The organism is Massilia terrae (assembly GCF_024753145.1).
Classification (GTDB): domain Bacteria; phylum Pseudomonadota; class Gammaproteobacteria; order Burkholderiales; family Burkholderiaceae_D; genus Telluria; species Telluria terrae.
Genome location: NZ_JANUGU010000009.1, coordinates 229,136 through 247,602, shown reverse-complemented (window position 1 = coordinate 247,602; position 18,467 = coordinate 229,136). Strand labels below are relative to the sequence as shown.

The 18,467-nt window shown below is 68.1% G+C and carries 15 protein-coding genes; 2 read left to right on the top strand and 13 right to left on the bottom strand.

Annotation, left to right across the window (positions count from 1 at the left end):
- Positions 1-23: 23 nt before the first annotated feature.
- The 6 genes from NX778_RS22010 to NX778_RS21985 form a co-directional block, all read right to left on the bottom strand.
- Positions 24-1,181 carry a PAS domain-containing sensor histidine kinase gene (locus tag NX778_RS22010; protein WP_258813944.1) on the bottom strand — a complete coding sequence of 386 codons (1,158 nt, stop codon included), beginning with the start codon at positions 1,179-1,181 and terminating at the stop codon, positions 24-26.
- A gap of 201 nt (positions 1,182-1,382) precedes the next feature.
- Entirely contained in the window at positions 1,383-2,147 is a 765-nt protein-coding gene (locus tag NX778_RS22005; protein WP_258813943.1) for a LytR/AlgR family response regulator transcription factor, read from the bottom strand.
- A gap of 64 nt (positions 2,148-2,211) precedes the next feature.
- Positions 2,212-3,465, bottom strand: coding sequence for a sensor histidine kinase (locus NX778_RS22000; protein ID WP_258813942.1), 1,254 nt, complete (start codon positions 3,463-3,465; stop codon positions 2,212-2,214).
- 277 nt (positions 3,466-3,742) lie between these two features.
- The gene (locus NX778_RS21995) at positions 3,743-6,127 is read right to left on the bottom strand and encodes a sensor domain-containing protein (RefSeq protein ID WP_258813941.1); all 2,385 of its coding nucleotides are present in this window, start codon (positions 6,125-6,127) and stop codon (positions 3,743-3,745) included.
- A gap of 248 nt (positions 6,128-6,375) precedes the next feature.
- A complete protein-coding gene (locus NX778_RS21990; protein ID WP_258813940.1) occupies positions 6,376-7,641 on the bottom strand; it encodes a nitronate monooxygenase in 1,266 nt (421 codons plus the stop codon).
- A gap of 142 nt (positions 7,642-7,783) precedes the next feature.
- Positions 7,784-8,269, bottom strand: coding sequence for a YajQ family cyclic di-GMP-binding protein (locus NX778_RS21985; protein WP_258813939.1), 486 nt, complete (start codon positions 8,267-8,269; stop codon positions 7,784-7,786).
- 158 nt (positions 8,270-8,427) lie between these two features.
- Between NX778_RS21985 and murB the strand changes: the two genes are divergently transcribed.
- A complete protein-coding gene (murB, locus tag NX778_RS21980) occupies positions 8,428-9,447 on the top strand; it encodes a UDP-N-acetylmuramate dehydrogenase (protein WP_258813938.1) in 1,020 nt (339 codons plus the stop codon).
- A 13-nt stretch (positions 9,448-9,460) separates the two neighbouring features.
- The gene (locus NX778_RS21975) at positions 9,461-10,186 is read left to right on the top strand and encodes an SDR family oxidoreductase (RefSeq protein WP_258813937.1); all 726 of its coding nucleotides are present in this window, start codon (positions 9,461-9,463) and stop codon (positions 10,184-10,186) included.
- 77 nt (positions 10,187-10,263) lie between these two features.
- Here NX778_RS21975 and NX778_RS21970 read toward each other — a convergent pair whose 3' ends face one another.
- From NX778_RS21970 to NX778_RS21940, 7 genes are all read right to left on the bottom strand, one after another.
- Entirely contained in the window at positions 10,264-11,238 is a 975-nt protein-coding gene (locus NX778_RS21970; protein ID WP_258813936.1) for a diguanylate cyclase domain-containing protein, read from the bottom strand.
- A 64-nt stretch (positions 11,239-11,302) separates the two neighbouring features.
- Positions 11,303-13,483, bottom strand: coding sequence for a hybrid sensor histidine kinase/response regulator (locus NX778_RS21965; RefSeq protein WP_258813935.1), 2,181 nt, complete (start codon positions 13,481-13,483; stop codon positions 11,303-11,305).
- Positions 13,480-14,145 carry a chemotaxis protein CheW gene (locus tag NX778_RS21960; RefSeq protein WP_258813934.1) on the bottom strand — a complete coding sequence of 222 codons (666 nt, stop codon included), beginning with the start codon at positions 14,143-14,145 and terminating at the stop codon, positions 13,480-13,482. The genes NX778_RS21965 and NX778_RS21960 overlap by 4 nt, the downstream gene beginning before the upstream one ends.
- A complete protein-coding gene (locus NX778_RS21955) occupies positions 14,142-15,299 on the bottom strand; it encodes a CheR family methyltransferase (protein WP_258813933.1) in 1,158 nt (385 codons plus the stop codon). Before NX778_RS21955 ends, NX778_RS21960 begins: the two co-directional genes overlap by 4 nt.
- A complete protein-coding gene (locus NX778_RS21950; RefSeq protein ID WP_258813932.1) occupies positions 15,296-15,694 on the bottom strand; it encodes a chemotaxis protein CheW in 399 nt (132 codons plus the stop codon). The genes NX778_RS21955 and NX778_RS21950 overlap by 4 nt, the downstream gene beginning before the upstream one ends.
- Positions 15,695-15,696: 2 nt before the next feature.
- Positions 15,697-17,511: a methyl-accepting chemotaxis protein gene (locus NX778_RS21945; protein ID WP_258813931.1), complete on the bottom strand. Its 1,815-nt coding sequence runs from the start codon at positions 17,509-17,511 to the stop codon at positions 15,697-15,699.
- Between the two features lie 92 nt (positions 17,512-17,603).
- A complete protein-coding gene (locus NX778_RS21940; protein WP_258813930.1) occupies positions 17,604-18,464 on the bottom strand; it encodes an HvfC/BufC N-terminal domain-containing protein in 861 nt (286 codons plus the stop codon).
- Positions 18,465-18,467: the final 3 nt, after the last annotated feature.

The following is an 18,467-nucleotide window of genomic DNA, read 5'->3' as shown; positions in this document are numbered from 1 at the left end:
AGGGCGCGCACCAGCGCCGAACTTCATTCGACGATATGGCCGGCCAGGGGCAGCACGATATCGATGCGGGTGCCGGGCGGCTCCTCGCTGGAAATCGTGATGTCGCCATTCATCGCCCAGACCCGTTCGCGCATGCCGATCAGGCCCAGCGATTCCGCCTTCTCCATGTCTTCCGCCTTGATCCCGCGGCCATCGTCGCGGATCTGGATCAACAGCTCGCCGTTGAGGCGGTACAGGTTCATGGTCACGTGGCTGGCGTTGGCGTGGCGCGCGATATTGGTCAGCGCTTCCTGCACGATGCGGAAGATGGCCGTGCTGGCGGCATCGTCCAGGCGCAGCTCGGCCTCGTCGGCGAACAATGTGGCCGGGATGGCGTGGCGTTCGACAAAATCGTCGCGCAGGCCCTGCAGCGCGAAATACAGGCCGCCTTCGTCGAGCGCGCGCGGACGCAGGTTGGTGGCGATACGGCGCAGCGAGGCGATCGCGGTCAGCAGGTTGCTTTCCATGCCGGCCATCAGGCGCCGCGCCTCGGCGGTGCCGGTGCCGTCCTTTTGCAGCAGGGTCAGGTCCATGCGCAGCGAGGCGAGGATCTGGCCGAGGTCGTCGTGCAGCTCGCGCGCGATGTAGGTGCGCTCTTCCTCGCGGATGGTCTGCAGCGCAGCCGACAGCTGGCGCAGCTGGTCGCGCGAGCGCTGCAGCTTCTGGTGCACCAGGTGGCGCTCGGTGACGTCGCGCAGGATGATGGTGTGGAGCGGCTCGCGGCCGCGCCAGCTGGTGGAAATCGAACCTTCGATCGGGAACATCTGGCCGGTGGCGCGCACGCCGGTGGCGGCGGCATCGGTGCCGCGCCGCCCGGCGCGGCCGCTGGCGGTGCGGAACCAGGTCGGCAGTGCGCCCTTGGTGCCGGCCGGCGGATGCAGGAAGCGGGTCAGCTGCTCGCCCTGCATCTGCTCGGCGCGCGCGAGGAACATGCGCGCGGCGGCGGGATTGGCCAGCACAATGCGGCCATCGCGGTTGACCGTGATGATGGCTTCGCTGGCGTTGTTGACGATGTCGGCGCCGTGCGTGGCCAGGCGCGGGTTGGCGCGCCGCTCCTGGCGGGCAAACCAGGAGCCGCCGAAGAAGCCAAGCGCGAGCGTACCCGCCACCCAACCGCGCCCGGCCCTGTGCTTGTTTTTCATGGGACCCTGCGCAATCGACCCGCTGTCGCGGGCGCGGCCTCTACATTAATCCAGGCGGGGTAAGGAAGAGTTGATGCTCAACAAAGACGACACCCCAATGGGCCGTCGTCCCGGCGTAGGCCGGGAACCATGCTGACTTACCGAAGTAGCAAACGTTCTATGGGTTCCGGCCTTCGCGGAAACGACGGTGTTTTTTGGTGATTACATCTGTTTGAAGAGGTGCAGGAAACTCCGGCTCACTTCCAGCTTTTCCGGACGCCCCTTGACCATCACCAGATGACGCCCGCGGATGTCGCGTGTGACGCCTTCGATCGCGTTCACGTTGACCAGGGTGGCGCGGTGGATCTGCCAGAACAAGGCCGGATCGAGCTCCTCGGCCAGGTCGCGCACCGGCTTGCGGATCAGGGCCTCGAACTTTTCGGTCTGGACGCAGGTGTACTTCTCATCGGACCGGAAGAACAGGATCTCCTCCACCGGAATCATGCGCAGGTCCTGGCCGATGCTGGCCTGGATCCACTGCAGGAAGCGCGGCTTGGGCGCCGCCACTTTCTCCGCGATCTGCGAGAGCAGGGCGGTGACGCTGTCGTTGACGGCGACATCTTTCGGCGAGGCCAGGCGCTCCTTCAGGCGCTCGACCGTCACTTCCAACCTTTCCTTCTCGGTCGGCTTGAGCAGGTAGTCGATGGCGCCACGCTCGAAGGCCTCGACCGCGTACTGGTCGAAGGCGGTGACGAACACGATGCGGCTCTGGTTGCCGATCTCGCGCGCCGCTTCGAGGCCGGTCTTGCCGGGCATGCGGATGTCGAGGAAAGTCAGGTCCGGCTTGAGTTCGCCGACCAGTTCCACGGCCTCGTCGCCGTTCTTGGCTTCGCCCACGATCTGCAGCTCCGGCCACACTTCGGCCAGGCGCATGCGCAGCTGGTCGCGCATCAGTCTTTCGTCGTCGGCAATAATCGCAGTCGTCATCGTCGTACCCAGGTCGATTCGGTGAAGTGACAATTATTCAATGAAATTCGCCCACAAGCAATACTCAGGATTGTGCAGCCTGCTGGTAGGGAATCTCGATGGTCGCGATCACGCCGCTGGGGTTGTTGGGCGCCACGTGGAACTTGCCGGCCTCGCCGTGCAGCAGCTTCAGGCGCTCGCGGATATTGGTCAGGCCCAGCCCGGTGCCGGTGCTGGGCATCACGCCGAAGCCGACGCCGTTGTCCGCCACGGTCACGCGCAGCTTGCCGCCCTCGACGTCGGCCAGCACGGTCAGGTGGCCGCCCTCCGGCTTGCATTCGAGCCCGTGCTTGATCGCATTCTCGACCAGCGACTGCAGCATCATCGGCGGGAAACAGGCGTCGCGCAGCGCGTGCGGCACCTGGATGTCGACCGTCAGCCGCTCTTCCATGCGCATCTTGAGCAGCGCCAGGTAGGCCGTCACCATGTCCAGCTCGCGCCCGAGATTGGTGGACAGGTTCGATTCGCGCATCTGCGGCAGCACGGCGCGCAGATACTGGATCAGGCTGCGCTGCATGGCTGAGGCGCGCGGCGGATTGGTCTCGATCAGGTGCTCGACCGAGGCCAGGGTGTTGAACAGGAAGTGCGGCTCGACCTGGGCCTGCATCATCCGCATCTTGGCTTCCGACAGCTGGCGCTGCATCGATTCGCGCTCGGCGGCGGCGGTGGCGAACTGGGTGGCCGCCTCGGCGCGCTTCTTGCCGCCGACCAGGGCCTTGGTGCCGAACAGGGCCAGCACCAGCAGCCAGACGAAGCTGAAGAACCAGGTCGACGCCTTCTTCTGGTAGGAGCGAGTCTTCTGCTCGGCGGCGTCTTCCACCGCCTGCGAGATCGCGTCCGACAGCTCCTCGCCGATCTGGGGCGGCAGGTCGATATGCACTTCGCCCGGCGTGGTGCGCACCTTGGCGGCGGTGGAATCAGACGGCGGCGCCGGATGCGCGTTCGGGGCTTCGGGCGCGGGCGGGACCGCGGGCGGTGGCGGCGGGGCCGGCAGCTCGCCCGGCTTGTGCGGGTTGAAGTGGATGCCGCTGTCGTCGATCAGGATGCTCGGCTGCGCTTTCTTGGCCGCCTTGCGGTCGGCGCGCACCACTTCCTCGTCGGACCAGCCTGAGAACAGCTCGTTTTGCAGGATCGCGCCGGCGATCAGGGTCAGCGCGGCGAACAGGAAGAACTTCCACCACGACAGCTGGCTGAGCCAGGTCGCCACCGCGTCGAAGGCGCGGTAGACCCGGGTCGGGATGCCCGGGTAGGACTGCTGCGATTGGTGCCGTGCTTCCATGTTTTCTTGTCATCATGTGGTTCTTGCAACGGGGCAGTGTAACCCGCCGCCGCGCCGCCATCCTGCATGGGCGCGTCAATCAGCACATTGTTGTTGGGATGATGCAACTGTAGACGGGCCGGCGGGGCAAATGAAGCGGGCTGCGACAGCCTGCAGGAATCGCGGTGTGGATTGCGGGTCTGGCAGCCAGGCTGGTAAGGGCGCGGGCGGATGGAAGTCAGCATGGGGGATCAATGCCGGGGCCATTGATCCGCCTCCGCCGGGACGACGGCAGGGCTTAGGCCAACTGGCTGGTCCGGAGCAGTTCGAACGCCTCGTCGGCCGCCAGCGGTTCGCTGAACCAGGAGCCCTGGATCTGGTCGCAGCCGATCGACTTCAGGAACTCCATCTGGGTGCGCGTTTCCACCGCCTCGCCGATCGCCGCCATGCCGAGATTGTGGGCGATGTCGATCAGGGTCTTGGCGAGCGTGCCGGCGGCCGCGCCATCGGCCACGCCGCGCACCGTGGACCGGGCCAGCTTGACCTGGGCAACATCCAGTTCCTGCAGGTAGCCGAGGTCCGAGATGCCCTCGCCAAACGCATCGAGCGACATCGTGATGCCGAGCTCGCGCAGCTGCATGGCGACATCGCGCCCCAGTCCGGGATTGCGGATCAAGGCATCCTCGCGCACCTCGACCTGCAGGCTGGCCGGCGCCAGCCCGTGGCGCCGCAGCCGTTCGCCGATGGCCGGCACGAAATCGTGCTGGCTGAATTCGCGCTGCGACACGTTGACCGTCAGCGGCAGCGCGCCATGGCCCAGCTCCTTGATGCGCGCGAGGAACAGGCAAGCCTGGTCCAGCACCTGCGCGCCGATCGGCACGATGGCGCCGCTTTCCTCGGCCTCGGCCAGGAAGGCCGCCGGCAGCATCAGGCCCTGGTCCGGATGGCGCCAGCGCAACAGGCACTCGAAGCCCCTGAGCTGGCCGGAATGGATGTCGATGCGCGGCTGGTACAGCAGGAACAGCTCGTTGCGCTGGAGCGCGTCGCGCATGCCGCTCTCCAGCCGCTGCTTGGCCTCGGTGGCGGATTTCATGTCAGCCGAAAAGAAGGACACGTCGCCGCCGTGCCCCGACTTGGCGTGGTACATGGCGACATCGGCGGTGCGCACCAGCTCGGCCGCGGTGGCGCCGTCATGCGGGAACACGGCCACCCCGAGGCTGGCGCCGACCGGGATCTCGCGGCGGTTGAAGGCGACCGGCATCACCAGGCTGGCGCGCACCCGCTCGATCATGCGCAGGGTGTAGCGCAGCGAAGGCTGGTTGACCAGCACCAGCACGAATTCGTCGCCCGACAAGCGCGCCACCGTGTCGCTGTCGCGTACCGCCTTCTGCAGGCGCTTGGCCACCACCTGCAGCACCACGTCGCCGGCCTCGTGGCCGAAACTGTCGTTGATGCTCTTGAAGTTGTCCAGGTCGATCAGCACCGTCGCCACCAGCGACTTGTGGCGCTGCGCCAGGTGCACCGCCTGCTCCAGCCGGTCCCACAGCAGGTTGCGGTTGGCCAGGCCGGTGAGCGCGTCATGGTTGACCTCGTGCTCCAGGTGGGCGGTGCGCTGCTTGCTGGCGGTGACGTCGTTGATGATGCCGATGAAATGGGTGACGGCGCCGTTGTCGTCGGCGACCGGCGTGATGTTCAGCTCGTTCCAGAACAGCTCGCCGTTCTTGCGGGCGTTGCGGAACACCACATTGACGGCGCGGTGCGCCTCCAGCGCGGTCCGCACTTCGAGCCGTTCGGCGGCATCGAGGTCGGGCGCGGCCATGAAGCGCGAGTCGCGGCCGATGACTTCCTCCGCCGGGTAGCCGGTGATGCGCTCGAATGCCGGATTGACGTACTCGATCGGATGGTCCTTGCCGGCGCAGCGCGTGATGACGATGCCGTTGCTGGCCGCGTGCAGGGCGCGCTCGCGCAGGCGCAGCGCGCGCTCCTGCTGGCGGCGCTCGCTGATGTCCAGGCCCATGCCGAACAGGTAATCGCCGCCGATGCAGGGGACCAGCGTGCCGCACAGCAGCATCGGTACTGCGCGTCCGCTGCGCACGACGTGCTCGGCTTCGACCTGCACCTCGGCGCTGTCGTCGAACACGCGGCGGATGGCCTCGGCGATGCGCGGGCGGTCCTTGAGGTCGAAGAATTCGAGCACGTTGGCGGCGGCCAGCTCGTCGGGCGTGAGCTCGGACATGGTTTCGAGGTTACGGTTCCACAGCACGAAGCGGCGTTCGCGGTTCAGCGCGTAGAAGGTGCCGGGGAACATCTCGACGATGGCGCTCATCGGCGTGCGGCCCACGCGCGCGGCCTCGGTGTCGTCGGCGCCGGTGGAGGTGACGCTGATGACGGCGCCGTTGAAGCGGCCGGCGCCATCGTGCTGGGGCGCGAGGTTGAAGCTGGTGCTGCCGCTTGCGGCGAGCGCGAGCGTGATGTCGCCGGGCTGGCGCGCGGTGGACAGCGCAAGCCAGCGTTCATCCCAGCGGGGCAGTTCGTCCGTGGCGAGCAGGTCGGCGAAGGGATGGCCGACCGCCTGTGCCGCGGGCAGGCTGAACATGGCCGCGCAATTGGCGTTCCAGCTGGCGATGGCGCCGCGTTCGTCGACGCGGAAGGCAGTCCTTTGCTTCGGTTCGGTGTTGAACACGGGTATCCCCCAGCGGGTTGGGCCGCTGGTTGGACAGCGGTATTTCCGGTGGGTTCAAACGCTTTAGGTGCCGTCATTCCCGCGTACGCGGGAATCCCATTTCTTATGCTCACCGCTACGTTTGATGTTTGCGGCGTGCGTAGAAAATGGGCTTCCCGCCTGCGCGGGAACGACGTTCTCTTTGTATTTCGTGCGTCTGAAAACAAAATGGCCGCGGTTTACGCGGCCATTTTCAGCGCTGCGCACGATCAGGCCGCCGCAGCATCCTGCCGCGGGGGCAGGGCGATCTGGTTGTCGACGCTGAACTGGTAGTCCTTGAACACGTGTTCGGCGGACAGGATCTGGTAGCTGCCGTCGTCCAGCTTGTGGGTCGTGTCCTTCAGGCGATGGGTGGTCGCGCCGCAGGTCCAGCAGTTGAAGTTGCGCATGTGCGTGCACAGGCAGGTCTTGTCCATCACCACGATGTTCTTCGAGCCCGGGTGCGCCATCACTTCGCGGTTGTACGAGTTGATGTAGGCGCAGTTGCCGGTCGCGTCCAGCAGGTAGCCGTAGGACTCGCAGCCCGGACGGATGCCCGAGCCGATCGCCGGCGTCTGCTGCAGCATGCGCATCGGATAGCCGGTCGGCGAGATGCCGTTGACGATGATGTCTTCTTCGCTGGCCTTGAAGTATTCCTGCTTGACGTTGTCCGGCAGGCCGCACTCGCGGGTCACGGTGAAGCGGGTCGCCACCTGCACGCCGCCGGCGCCGCGCTCCAGGAAGCTGACTGCGTCGCTGCCGGTGAATACGCCGCCCGCCGCGATCAGCGGGAGGTTCAGTTCTTCCTTGGCCAGCCAGGCATGGATCTCGTCCATGATGGTGTGCAGGTCGTACTCGGCCCAGTCCATGCCGAAGCCGAGGTGGCCGCCGGCCAGCGGGCCTTCGACGATCACGAAGTCCGGCAGGCGGTCCAGGCGCGACACCTTCTTCAGGAACAATTGCAGCGCGCGCACGGAGGACACGATGATGCCCAGTTTGGCGTCGCGGAAGCGCGGGTGGTCCTTGATCAGCTCGAAGGAACCGAGGTGCAGGCCGGCCGACATGGTGATGCCGTCGATGCCCGCGTCCAGCGCCGAGGCCAGGCGGGTGCGCAGGGTTTCCTTGGGCGCGTTCATGGTCAGCTTTTCCATGCAGTTCACGAAGATCAGGCCATCGCCTTTCTTCGCTGCCATGGTCGCGCCAACATGCAGGCGGGTCGCCTCGGCCAGGCGGTCGAGGTCGAACTTGACCGCCGACTTGTCCATATTGTTGATGTTGAACTTGTAGAGCTTGGTCTTTTCCTTGACGAAGCTGGTATCGAACTTACGGTCCGACACGTCCGGCACCATCGCGTCGGAAATATGGCCGATGCCGCCCAGCCGTGCCGCTTCCAGCGCCAGCTCGGAGGTCGAAATGTCCACACCCATTCCGCCAATCATGATGGGCACATATTCCTTGTTGCCCAAACGCAGGCGGAAATCATCAACACGTTTCATTGCTATCCTCAGACGACCGCATTTCGCTGGCTCAGCAGCGAGACCCGCGGCAAATTTACGCGGGCATCATTCTACCCCATCGCATGGGGCCGAAACCAAAGAATTCCCTTACCGACAGGGATTTCGAACGAACGACCGTTCGTTAATCGCGGAAGTTGTTGAACTCCAGCGGCAGGTCCTTGACCTCCTTGCGCAGCAGCGCGATGGCTTCCTGCAGGTCGTCGCGGTTCTTGCCGGTCACGCGCACCGACTCGCCCTGGATGCTGGCCTGCACCTTCATCTTGCTTTCCTTGATGAGCTTGGTGATCTTCTTGGCGTCCTCGCTCTCGATGCCGTTGCGCACCTTGATCACCTGCTTGACCTTGTCGCCGCCGACCTTCTGGACGTCGCCCTCGTCGAGGAAGCGCACGTCGACCTGGCGCTTGGACATCTTGTTGACCAGCACATCGCGCACCTGGCCCAGCTGGAACTCGGCGTCGGCGAACAGGGTCAGCTCACGCTCCTTCTGTTCGACGTTGGCGGAACTGCCCTTGAAGTCGAAGCGGGTGGTGATTTCCTTGTTGGCCTGGTCGACGGCATTCTTCACCTCGACCATATTGGCTTCGCATACCACGTCAAAAGATGGCATTGGATGGTTCCTCTTGCAAATTTAAGATGTGCGTATTTTAACGGACAACCTGGCCGGCGCCCTTGAACAGCTGCCGTTTTTTTGCCGGACGGGCATGCATTTGCCTCTATAATCGGCTTGCACGGCCGGGCAGACGCGGCCAGTTTCATCCATCCTTCATGCCAGATCTCGCCATCGCCCCCGATTTCCCGCTCGATTCCCTCAACACTTTCCGCATCCCGGCGCGTGCGCGGCGCTACTTGCGCGTGGACGAGCCCGGGCAGGTGGCGGCGGCGCTGGCGGATCCGGCGCTGGCCGCGCTGCCGCGCCTGGTGCTGGGCGGCGGCAGCAACCTGCTGTTCACGCGCGACTTCGACGGGCTGGTGCTGCACATGGCGCTGGCCGGGCGCGCAGTCATCGGCGAAGAACACGGCCACACCCTGGTGCGCGCCGCGGCCGGCGAAAACTGGCATGATTTCGTGCAGTGGACACTGGCGCAGGGCTTGGGCGGGCTGGAGAATTTGTCGCTGATTCCCGGCACAGTGGGCGCGGCGCCGATCCAGAACATCGGGGCTTACGGGGCGGAGATCAAGGATGTGTTCCACGCGTTGACCCTGTTCGATCCGGACAGTGGCGCGCAGCGCGTGCTGCGCGGAATCGACTGCCGCTTCGGCTACCGCGACAGCATCTTCAAGCACGCCGATGGCGCGCGCCTGATCGTGCTGGACGTGACCTTCGCGCTGCCGACGGCGTGGCAACCGAACCTGCGCTATGCCGAGCTGGCACAGGCACTGGCCGGCGTGGATGCGCCGACCGCGCGCCAGGTGAGCGACGCCGTGATCGCGATCCGGCGCCGCAAGCTGCCGGATCCGGCGGTGATCGGCAACGCCGGCAGCTTCTTCAAGAATCCGGTGGTGGCGGGCGAGCAGTGCGCACGGCTGCTGGAATCCTTCCCGAACCTGGTGCACCACCGCCAGCCGGACGGCAGCGAGAAGCTGGCCGCGGGCTGGCTGATCGACCAGTGCGGCTGGAAGGGCCGGAACCTTGGCGCGGCCGGGGTGTATCCGCAGCAGGCGCTGGTCCTCGTCAACAACGGCGGGGCCAGCGGGGCGGACGTGGTGGCACTGGCGCGCGCGATCCAGCGCGACGTGTACGAGCGCTACGGCGTGCAGCTGGAGCCGGAGCCGGTGTTCATCTGACAGGAGGCGGGCGATGAAAGCGATCGTGACCGGACACACCAAGGGCCTGGGCGCGGCGATCGCAGGCGAGCTGCTGGCGCGCGGCGTGCCGGTGCTGGGTCTGGCGCGCGGCGGCGCGGCGGAGCTGGCGGCGAAGTACCCGGCGCTGCTGCGCGAGGCCGCGCTGGATTTGTCCGATGCGGCCGCGCTGGGTGCGTGGCTGGCCGGGCCTGCATTGCGGGAGTGGCTGGATGGCTGCGGCACCGCGCTGCTGGTCAATAATGCAGGCGTGGTGAATCCGGTGGGGCCGCTTGCGGAGCAGGATCCGGCGGCGGTGGTGCGCGCGGTGTCGCTGAACGTGGCCGCGCCGCTGGCGCTGGCGGCCGCCGTGGTGCGCGCGGCGCAAGGGGCCGAGACCCGCATCCTGCACATTTCGAGCGGGGCCGCGCGCAACGCCTATCCCGGCTGGAGCGTGTACTGCGCGACCAAGGCCGCGCTCGATCATCACGCGCGGGCGGTGGCGCTGGATGGCGATGGGAGGGTGAGGGCGGTCAGTTTGGCGCCCGGTGTGATCGATACGGGCATGCAGGCCGAGATCCGGGCCACGCCGGAATCGCGCTTTCCGATGCGCGAGCGGTTTGTGCAGATGAAGAACCAGGGGGCGCTGGCGGCGCCGGAGCAGAGTGCGCGCAAAGTCGTCGCCTACCTGCTCGCCGCGAACTTCGGCGCCAAGCCGGTGGACGACGTGCGCGAGGTCTGAGTTTCGTATCTGCACGCAAAATGGGGTTCCCGCGCACGCGGGAACCCCATTTTGCATGGGCGAATGCTGACGCCGACTCAGCCTTCGCCCGCCTCGCTGACCCGATTGCGCCCCGCCTGCTTGGACGCATACAGCGCCTTGTCCGCGCGTTCCACCAAGGCTTCCATCGCATTGTGATTGTCCGGCACCGCGCTGGCGACGCCGATCGACAGCGTGACCACGCCGCCGGCCGGGTGCTCCAGCTGCAGCCGCTCGACATTCGCGCGGCAGGATTCGGCCAGCTTCATCGCGCCATCGATGCCGGTGTCCGGCAGCACCAGCACGAACTCCTCGCCGCCGTAGCGCGCCGCCAGGTCGGCCGGGCGCTTCAGGCAGCCGGTCAGCGCGCCCGCCACCTTTTTCAGGCACAGGTCGCCGGCCTGGTGGCCCAGCCCGTCGTTGTACTTCTTGAAGAAGTCGACGTCGCACATCAGTAGCGACAGCGGCTTCTTGTTGCGCTGCGCGCGCTGCCACTCGGTGCGGATGGTCTCGTCGAAGCGGCGACGGTTGGCGATGCCGGTCAGGCCGTCGAGCGCGGCCAGCTTGTGCAGCTCTTCGTTGGCGCGCTCCAGCTGCTCCTGGCTCTCGCGCAGGCGGCGGAAGGCGTCGTCGCGCTCCAGCCGGCTGATGTAGCCGGCCGAGTGATAGCGCAGCCGCGCCAGCAGCTCCACCTGGTCCGGCAGCTTGACCAGGTAGTCGTTGGCGCCGACCGCAAAGCCGTGCGCCTTGAGCTTGGCGTCCTCGCCGGCCGACAGCACGATCACCGGCACGTGGCGCAGGCGCTCTTCCTCGCGGTAGGAACGGATCACCTTGAAGCCGTCGGTGCCCGGCACCACCAGGTCCTGCAGGATCACGGTCGGCTGCAGCTCGAGCGCGGCGTCGAGCGCCTTCGAGGCGTCGGTCAGGTAGTGGAAATCGATGTCGGGCTGGCCCGCCAGCATGCGGCGGATGGCTTCGACGATGATCAGCTGGTCATCGACCAGCAGGACGGTGACCCGGGAAGTATCTGTCATCGGTTTTGGACTCGTTATTATTGTCATATCTGGCACGGCATTGTACTCGCTCGAACACCGCCGGTCAGTCAATCAGCGGGCCGCCGATCAGGTCCGCCACCGCGTCGAGCAGCGCGCGCTCGTGGAAGCTGCCCTTGGCCAGGTAGTAGTCGGCGCCCGCGTGCAGGCCGCGCGCGCGGTCTTCCATGCGGTCCTTGTACGACACGATCATGACCGGCATGCGCTGCAGCCGCGCGTCTGCGCGCAACAGCGTCACCAGCTCGATGCCGTCCATGCGCGGCATGTCGACGTCGGTCACCAGCAGGTCGTAGTCGGCGCTGCGCAGCATGTTCCAGCCATCCATGCCGTCCACCGCGACGTCGACCTTGTAGCCGTGCGCGGCCAGCACCTTGCGCTCCATCTCGCGCACCGTGAGCGAGTCGTCGACCACCAGCACGCGGCGCCGCCCGGCCGCATCGTCCGGCTGGCCCAGATGCTGCAGCGCGCCTTCGTGCAGCAGGCGGTTGGTGGAGACCAGCAGCGAAGGCACGTCGAGCACCAGCACCGGCGCGCCGCTGTCGAGGATCGCGCCGCAGGCGACGTCGCGCAGCGCGCCGAACATCGGCTCCAGCGGCTGCACGGTCAGGGTCTGCTCGCCGCGGATGGCGTCGACCGCCAGCGCGCAGCGATCGTGGCCGCCGCCGATGACGACCAGCGACAGCTCCGGACCAGCGTCAGGGCAGCCGAGGCCGAGCACCTGCGCCGCGCCCACCACGCCGATCCATTCACCGGCGAGGTCGATGTACTGCTGCCCTCCGCGCGTGACCAGCGCGCCTTGCGGCAGCTTGAGCACGCGCTCGACGCGCGCGATCGGCAGCGCATACGGCTCGCCACCGATGTCGACCACCAGCGCGCGCACCACCGACTGCGTCAGCGGCAGCGTCAGCGACAGCGCAAAGCCTTGCCCGGGCCGGCTCTCGGCGCGCAGCGATCCGTTCAGGCTGACCGCGAGGTCGTGCACAACGTCGAGGCCGACGCCGCGGCCGGACAGCTCGTTGGCGCTTTCCTTCAGGCTGAAGCCGGGCAGGAACAGGAACTCCATCAGTTCGGCATCCGGCAGGCGCGCCGCGATCGCCGCCGTGGCGCGCTGGTGGCGCACGGCGGCATCGCGGATGCGCTGCGGGTCGACGCCGCGGCCATCGTCGGCCACTTCGACCAGCAGCATGCCGCCGAGATGGCGCGCGCCGATGCGGATCGCGCCTTCCTCCGGCTTGCCGGCGGCGCGGCGTTCGTCCGGCATTTCGATGCCGTGGTCGAGCGCGTTGCGCAGCATCTGGGTCAGGGCGCCTTCGATGCGCGGCAGGATCGCGCGGTCGACCATCGTGTCGGCGCCGGCCAGGTCCACCCTTACCTTCTTGCCGAGGCTGCGCGCCAGGTCGCGCGCCATGCGCGGGAAGGAGTGCAGGCCGTCGCCGATCGGGCACATGCGCAGCGCCAGCACCTGGTCGGCCAGGCGCGAGGTGACCGTCACCGCGTGGCGCTGGTATTCGTCGGCTTCGGCGATGTGGCTGAGCAGGACACCCTTGAGCGGCTCGGCGCGCGCCATCACCAGCGCGGCCAGGTCGGCCAGGTGCGGATCGCGCGAGGCGGTGGCGGCGTCGCGCAGCTGTTCGAGCAGCTGCATCACGCCGGCCTGGCTGCGCTTGTAGCGTTCCAGCGACGTGATGAAGGGCGCAAACTGCAGCGCCTGCAGGCGGGCCTGGCTGGCCAGCGCGAGCAGTTCGTCGGAGGCCTGCTGGACCGGCGTGGCGGGCATCGCCCCGGCCTCCTCGGCCACGGGCTGCGCGGCAACCGGCGGCGCAACCGCCACGGGCGCGCCGATGGCGCCGATCGCGGCATCGAACGCGTGCTGGTTGGCGGCCAGCCAGTCCTGCAGGCCGGCCTCGCCAACTTGCGCGAGCCGTTGCAACAGGTCGACGCCGGCCAGCAGGGCGTCGATGCGCTGCACCGGCACCGCGCCGGCGCGATTCAGCGCGAGCAGGGCGTCTTCCATTTCGTGCGCCAGCCGCACGGCCGGCTCCAGCGCGACGATCGCGGCGGCGCCCTTGAGCGAATGGGCGGCGCGCATCAGCGGTTCGAGCGCGCCGGGCGCGGCGCCGCGTTCGAGCGCGAGCAGGCCTTCGGTCAGCACCCGCGACTGGCCCTCGGCTTCGAGCCGGAACAGGTCGAACAGCGAGAACGCGCTCAGGTCCTGGTCCGGCATCATCGCAGCAGTTCCCCGATGCGGCGCGCCAGCAGCGCCCCGTTGAGCAGGCCGGCGTGCACGCCGTCGTGGGCCAGCACGCCGTCGAGCTGGGCAGCCCAAGGCTGGGCCGGCGTGGCCAGCGCGCCCCGGTCGTAGCGCACGATGCCGTGCAGTTCGGTCACCGGCAGCGCGCAGGAGTGGGCGCCGGCCGCGATCACCAGCAGGCGCCCGAACACGTGGCGGCCTTCGACCGCCGGTGGACTTTCCGCACCGATGCCCAGCAGCGGGCCGAGCGCGATCGCGGGCGCCAGCCGGCCGCCGATATTCACTACGCCCAGGAGGCCCGGCCGCTCGCGGTGCGGCAGCCGGTGCACCGGCCCGAGCGGCGCCACCGACAGCGCCAGCCCGGAAGGCAGCGCGAGCCATTCGCCGCCGATCCGGAACAGGAGGGCGCTGGCGTCGCCGACCTGCGGACAGGGTTTCGGCCGGCGCAGCTGCTCGGCCCACGACTCGCGGTAGGACGGTTCGACCGGCACCTGCAGGGTGCGCTGGGCGGCCTGGGCGTAGGCTGGGCAGTTGCGGCAGTGGACGTACTGTTCGAGCTGGCCGCAGCTGCGGTCGCCCCGCACGCCGATGCGGTTCCAGCAGTCCTGCTCGAATCCGCCGGCGGTGGACAGGTTCACGCGCCGCTCCGCAGTCGCGCGGCGCGCTGGCGATAGACGGCGGCGCGCCCGGCCTCGCCGTCGTGTTCGGCCAGCTGCGCGAGGGCGCCCAGCACCTCGTGGTGGCGCGGCGCCAGGTAGAGGCAGCGGCGCCAGTGGCGCTCGGCGGCGCGGACGTCGCCCTGGTGGCGGCTGGCCTGGCCGAGGATGAACCAGGCGCCGGCCTCGGTCGGTTCCAGCGCCAGCAGGCCGTGGCAAGTGCGGACCGCTTCGCGCCAGCGCCCGGATTCGGCATGGCGGCGCGCGATGCCGAGCAGGCCGGCGGCCGATTGGCCGTCAGGCAGTGTCTTCTTCAGCGACACGCCGGCGACGCGGCGCGAGGCCATCGGGCGGACTGCCAGTTCGGCCGGCGGCTGGCTGGTTTTGTACAGTGCGAAGGCGCCCGGCAGCGGCAACCGCGCGAAGCCGTGGCGGCACAGCGCCGGCGCCTCGGCCGGGCCGGCCAGCAGCATGCCGCCGTCGGCCAGCAAGGTCGAGAGCACCGCGGCGGCGCGCCCAATCGCGGCGTCGTCGAAGTAGATCAGCAGGTTGCGGCAGAAGATGATGTCGTAGCGGGCGGCATCGGCGCCGAGGTCCAGCAGGTTGCCGCGCCTGAAATGCACGGACCCGCGCACCGGCTCGCGCAGCACGTAGCCCTTGCCGTCCGCCTTGAAGTAGCGGTCGCGGAATTCCAGTTCCTCGCCGCGGAAGGCGTTGGCGGTGTAGCGCGCCGCGCGGGCGCGCCGGATCGAGGCGGCCGACAGGTCGATCGCGTCGATGCTGTAGCGGGCGGCGGCCACTCCGGCGTCCTGCAGCGCCATCGCCATCGAATACGGTTCTTCTCCGCCGGCGCAGGGCGCCGACAGGATGCGCACGACCGCGGCCGGATCGCGCGCCACGCGCCGCTGCACCAAGGACGTGGCGGCATGGAAGGCGGCCGGGTCGCGGAACATCCACGATTCCGGCACCACCACGAGTTCGGCCAGTTCGTCCAGTTCGGGACCGTCCAGCAGGCGGGCATAGTCGGCGTGCGCGGCCATGCCCAACTTGCGCATACGGGTGCGCAGCGCGCGTTCGAGCGTCGGCAGGTCTGGCGTCAGGCCAGTCGCGGTGCGCAGGATCTCGACCACGTTCATGCGGCCACCGCGTAATCGAACAGCATGCCGCGTGCGGCGGCCGGCAGCAGGGTGTCGAGGTCGGTGACGCGCACGGCGTCATCGCCGATGCCGCCGGCTTCGGCGACGCCGGCGACGCGCTCCGCCTTCAGGCCCAGCTTGCGGGCGCCGCCGTCCGGCTGCGGGCAATCGACGATCAGGATCCGGGTGTCGTAGCGCACCGCCTCCGGCGTCAGGCCGGCCAGGCGGGTCAGGTCGACCACCGGCACCAGCTCGCCGTGCAGATCGAGCAGGCCGGCGAAAAAGCGCGGGACGTCGGTCAGGCGCAGCAGCTGCGCCACCGGCACCACCCGCGCGACCCCGGCCAGCGGCAGGCCGTAGCGCTCGGCCCCGATATGAAACACGATCACCTTCATGCTCAGGCCGCGCTCACCGAGAAGTTGTCGACCGAGGACTGCAGCTCGCCGGCGGCGAACTGCAGCTCGTGCACGGCATGGCTGGTCTCCTTCAGCGAGTCGACGGTCTGCTGGCTGGAGTCGGACAGCTGCATCATGGTCTCGGTGATCTGCTGCGCGCCCACCGCCTGCGCCTGCATCCCCTGCAGCACGATGTCGAAGCGCGGCGGCAGCTGGCTGACCTTGTCCATCACGGACGACAGCTGCTCGGCGGTCTCGCGCGCCTCGCGCACGCTGCGGCGCACCTCGTCGGTGAACTTGTCCATGCCGATCACGCTGACCGACACCGCCGCCTGCATCTCCTTGAGCATCTGCTCGATGTCCCAGGTCGACACCGCGGCCTGGTCGGCCAGGCGGCGGATTTCGGTGGCCACCACCGAGAAGCCACGGCCCGCTTCGCCGGCCTTCTCGGCCTCGATCGCGGCGTTCAGCGACAGGATGTTGGTCTGGTCGGCGACGCGGGTGATGGTGGTCAGCACGCTGTTGATGTTGTTGGCCTTCTCCGACAGCGCGGCCAGCTTGGCGCTGATCGATTCGGTGGCGGCCATCATGCTCTGCATGGTCAGGTCCATGCGCTTGAGTTTGTGCTGGGCGCCGGCAGTGGCATTGGTGGTCGACTCGGCCACCGCGGTGGCTTCTTCCATCGTGCGCAGCAGCTGAGAGGTGTTGGCGCTGATCTCGCGCGTGGTCGACAGCACCTCGATGCTGGTCTGCGCGTGCTCGACGCCGGCCGCTTCCTGCTGGCGCGAGGCGGCCGCGATCTGGGTGGCCGACGTGGTGACCTGGACGCCGGCCGCCTGCACGTTGTTGAGCAGGCTGCGCAGGTTCTGGAACATGGCGTCGATGCCCTCGCCGAGGCGGCCGATGGCGTCGCTGCCGCGGATCGTCACGCTGCCGGTGAAGTCGCCGGATGCCGCCTTCGACACCGAGGCGAGCAGGGTGTCGACCTTGGCGCGCAGCTCGGCGTTGCTGGCCTTTTCCTTGGCCTGGTTGTCCTGGATGGCCTGGGCCATGCGGTTGAATTCGAGCGCCACGCGTCCCAGTTCGTCGTGCGAGCTGATGGTGGCGCGGGCCGACTCGTTGCCGGCAGCGATCTCGCGCGCCGCCGTCGTCAGCGACTTGAGCGGGCGCGCGATGGCGACCAGCATGCGCCAGGCCACCACGACGGCCAGCGCGACGGCCAGCGCTCCGCCCAGTGACAACAGGCCTTCCATTTCAACTTCAAGGTCGTCGGCGTGCTTGGAGCGCTTGTCCATCAGCCCCTTTTCCTCGGCTTCGACCTGGTCGATGATCTCGCGCACGTTCTCGATGGTGTGGGCGCCAGTCTGGACCGAGCGGCTGATCTCTTCAGGGTTGATCAGGTGCCCGGTCTCGTCCGCGGCGCGGCGCCGCTGCAGCATGGCGTTGATGGCGGCCATCCAGTTGTCCATCAGGGGCCGGATGCGCTTCAGGCGCTCCTGCTGGACGCGATTGTCGGCGGTGAGGGCCAGCACACGCGTCAGGTGGCTCTCGGCGCTGCGGAATTCCGCGCCGATCGGATGCAGCAGTTCGTCGTCACCTGTCAGCAGGTAGCCGCGCGCGGACGCCTGCACCTGCAGGATGCCAGTGGCGATATTGTTTGTTTCCAGCAGCACTTCGAGCGTGTGCCGGTCCCATTCGTCGGCGATGGCGATCGCGCGGAAATTATTGAATGCGAGGATAAGCAATCCGAGAATGATCGCTACCATCGCTCCAAGGCCGATGGTCAGTTTATTCTTGATGCTTAAGCTTTTCGGCATGGGTGCTCCGCGCGCGTGAGAATCCGTGACTTTACCAGCTTTTGCCGGGCGGAAATCAAATTCGGGGCGTGTGTACAACAAAAAGCCGGGGATTAAAAAGCGGTGACCTGGTCCAGCGACAACAGGCCGGCGGCGGCCGCTTGCGGCAGCCATAGCAGCGCGTCGGCCAGCACTTGTCCGGGAGGCAGGCCGCATGCCTGCGCCGCCTGGTGCGCGGAAGCGTGCGCGGCCGCGCCGGACGCCGCCGCTTGCAAATAATGGAACTGCCAGTCCGACAAAACGTGCATGCCGATGCGGTAGTGCTGGCGGCCGACCGCCAGCAACACGGCGGCGGGCGCAGGCACCGGCAAAGCTTGGTCGTCGGGCGTTTGCTGCGCGCGGTCCCAGTACGCATGCACTGGAAACGCGGCGGCGAGCAGGCGCGTGCACGGCGCCAGCCGGACCTGTGCCTCATCGAGGCCGTACAGCAGGGTGAAACTGTCTGGCGCGGCGTGCGCGTGCGGCTCAAGGCCCGGAGCGCGCCCGGCTTCGCTGCGCGCCCGCTCCAGCCGCGCCAGGTCCAGCGCGAAACGCGACTGCAGCGCCGCGGCCGGGGCCATGTCCGGCGGCTGGCTGCGCTCCAGGAACTCGGCAAAGCCGGCGCCCAGGTCGTACAGGGTGGTCGAGCGCGAGGGATGGCGCCAGACATAGGCTTTGGCGAAAAAGTCGAACAGCTCGCCGCCCATGGTCCGGCACAGGACCGGATAGTCGGCGCGCATGCATTCGAGCAGGCGCAGCACGTAGCCTTGCGCATACACGTGCACCCGCGAACGCGCGCCGCCCGCCGCGCGCAGCACGTCCAGTTCGCCCAGGCCGTGGCGTTCGCGCGCCAGCGCCAGGCCACGCTCGGCGCCGCCCGGCGTCATCATCGTGGCCAGGAACCAGGACTGGAGTTCGGACAGGGAAGCGCTCATCGG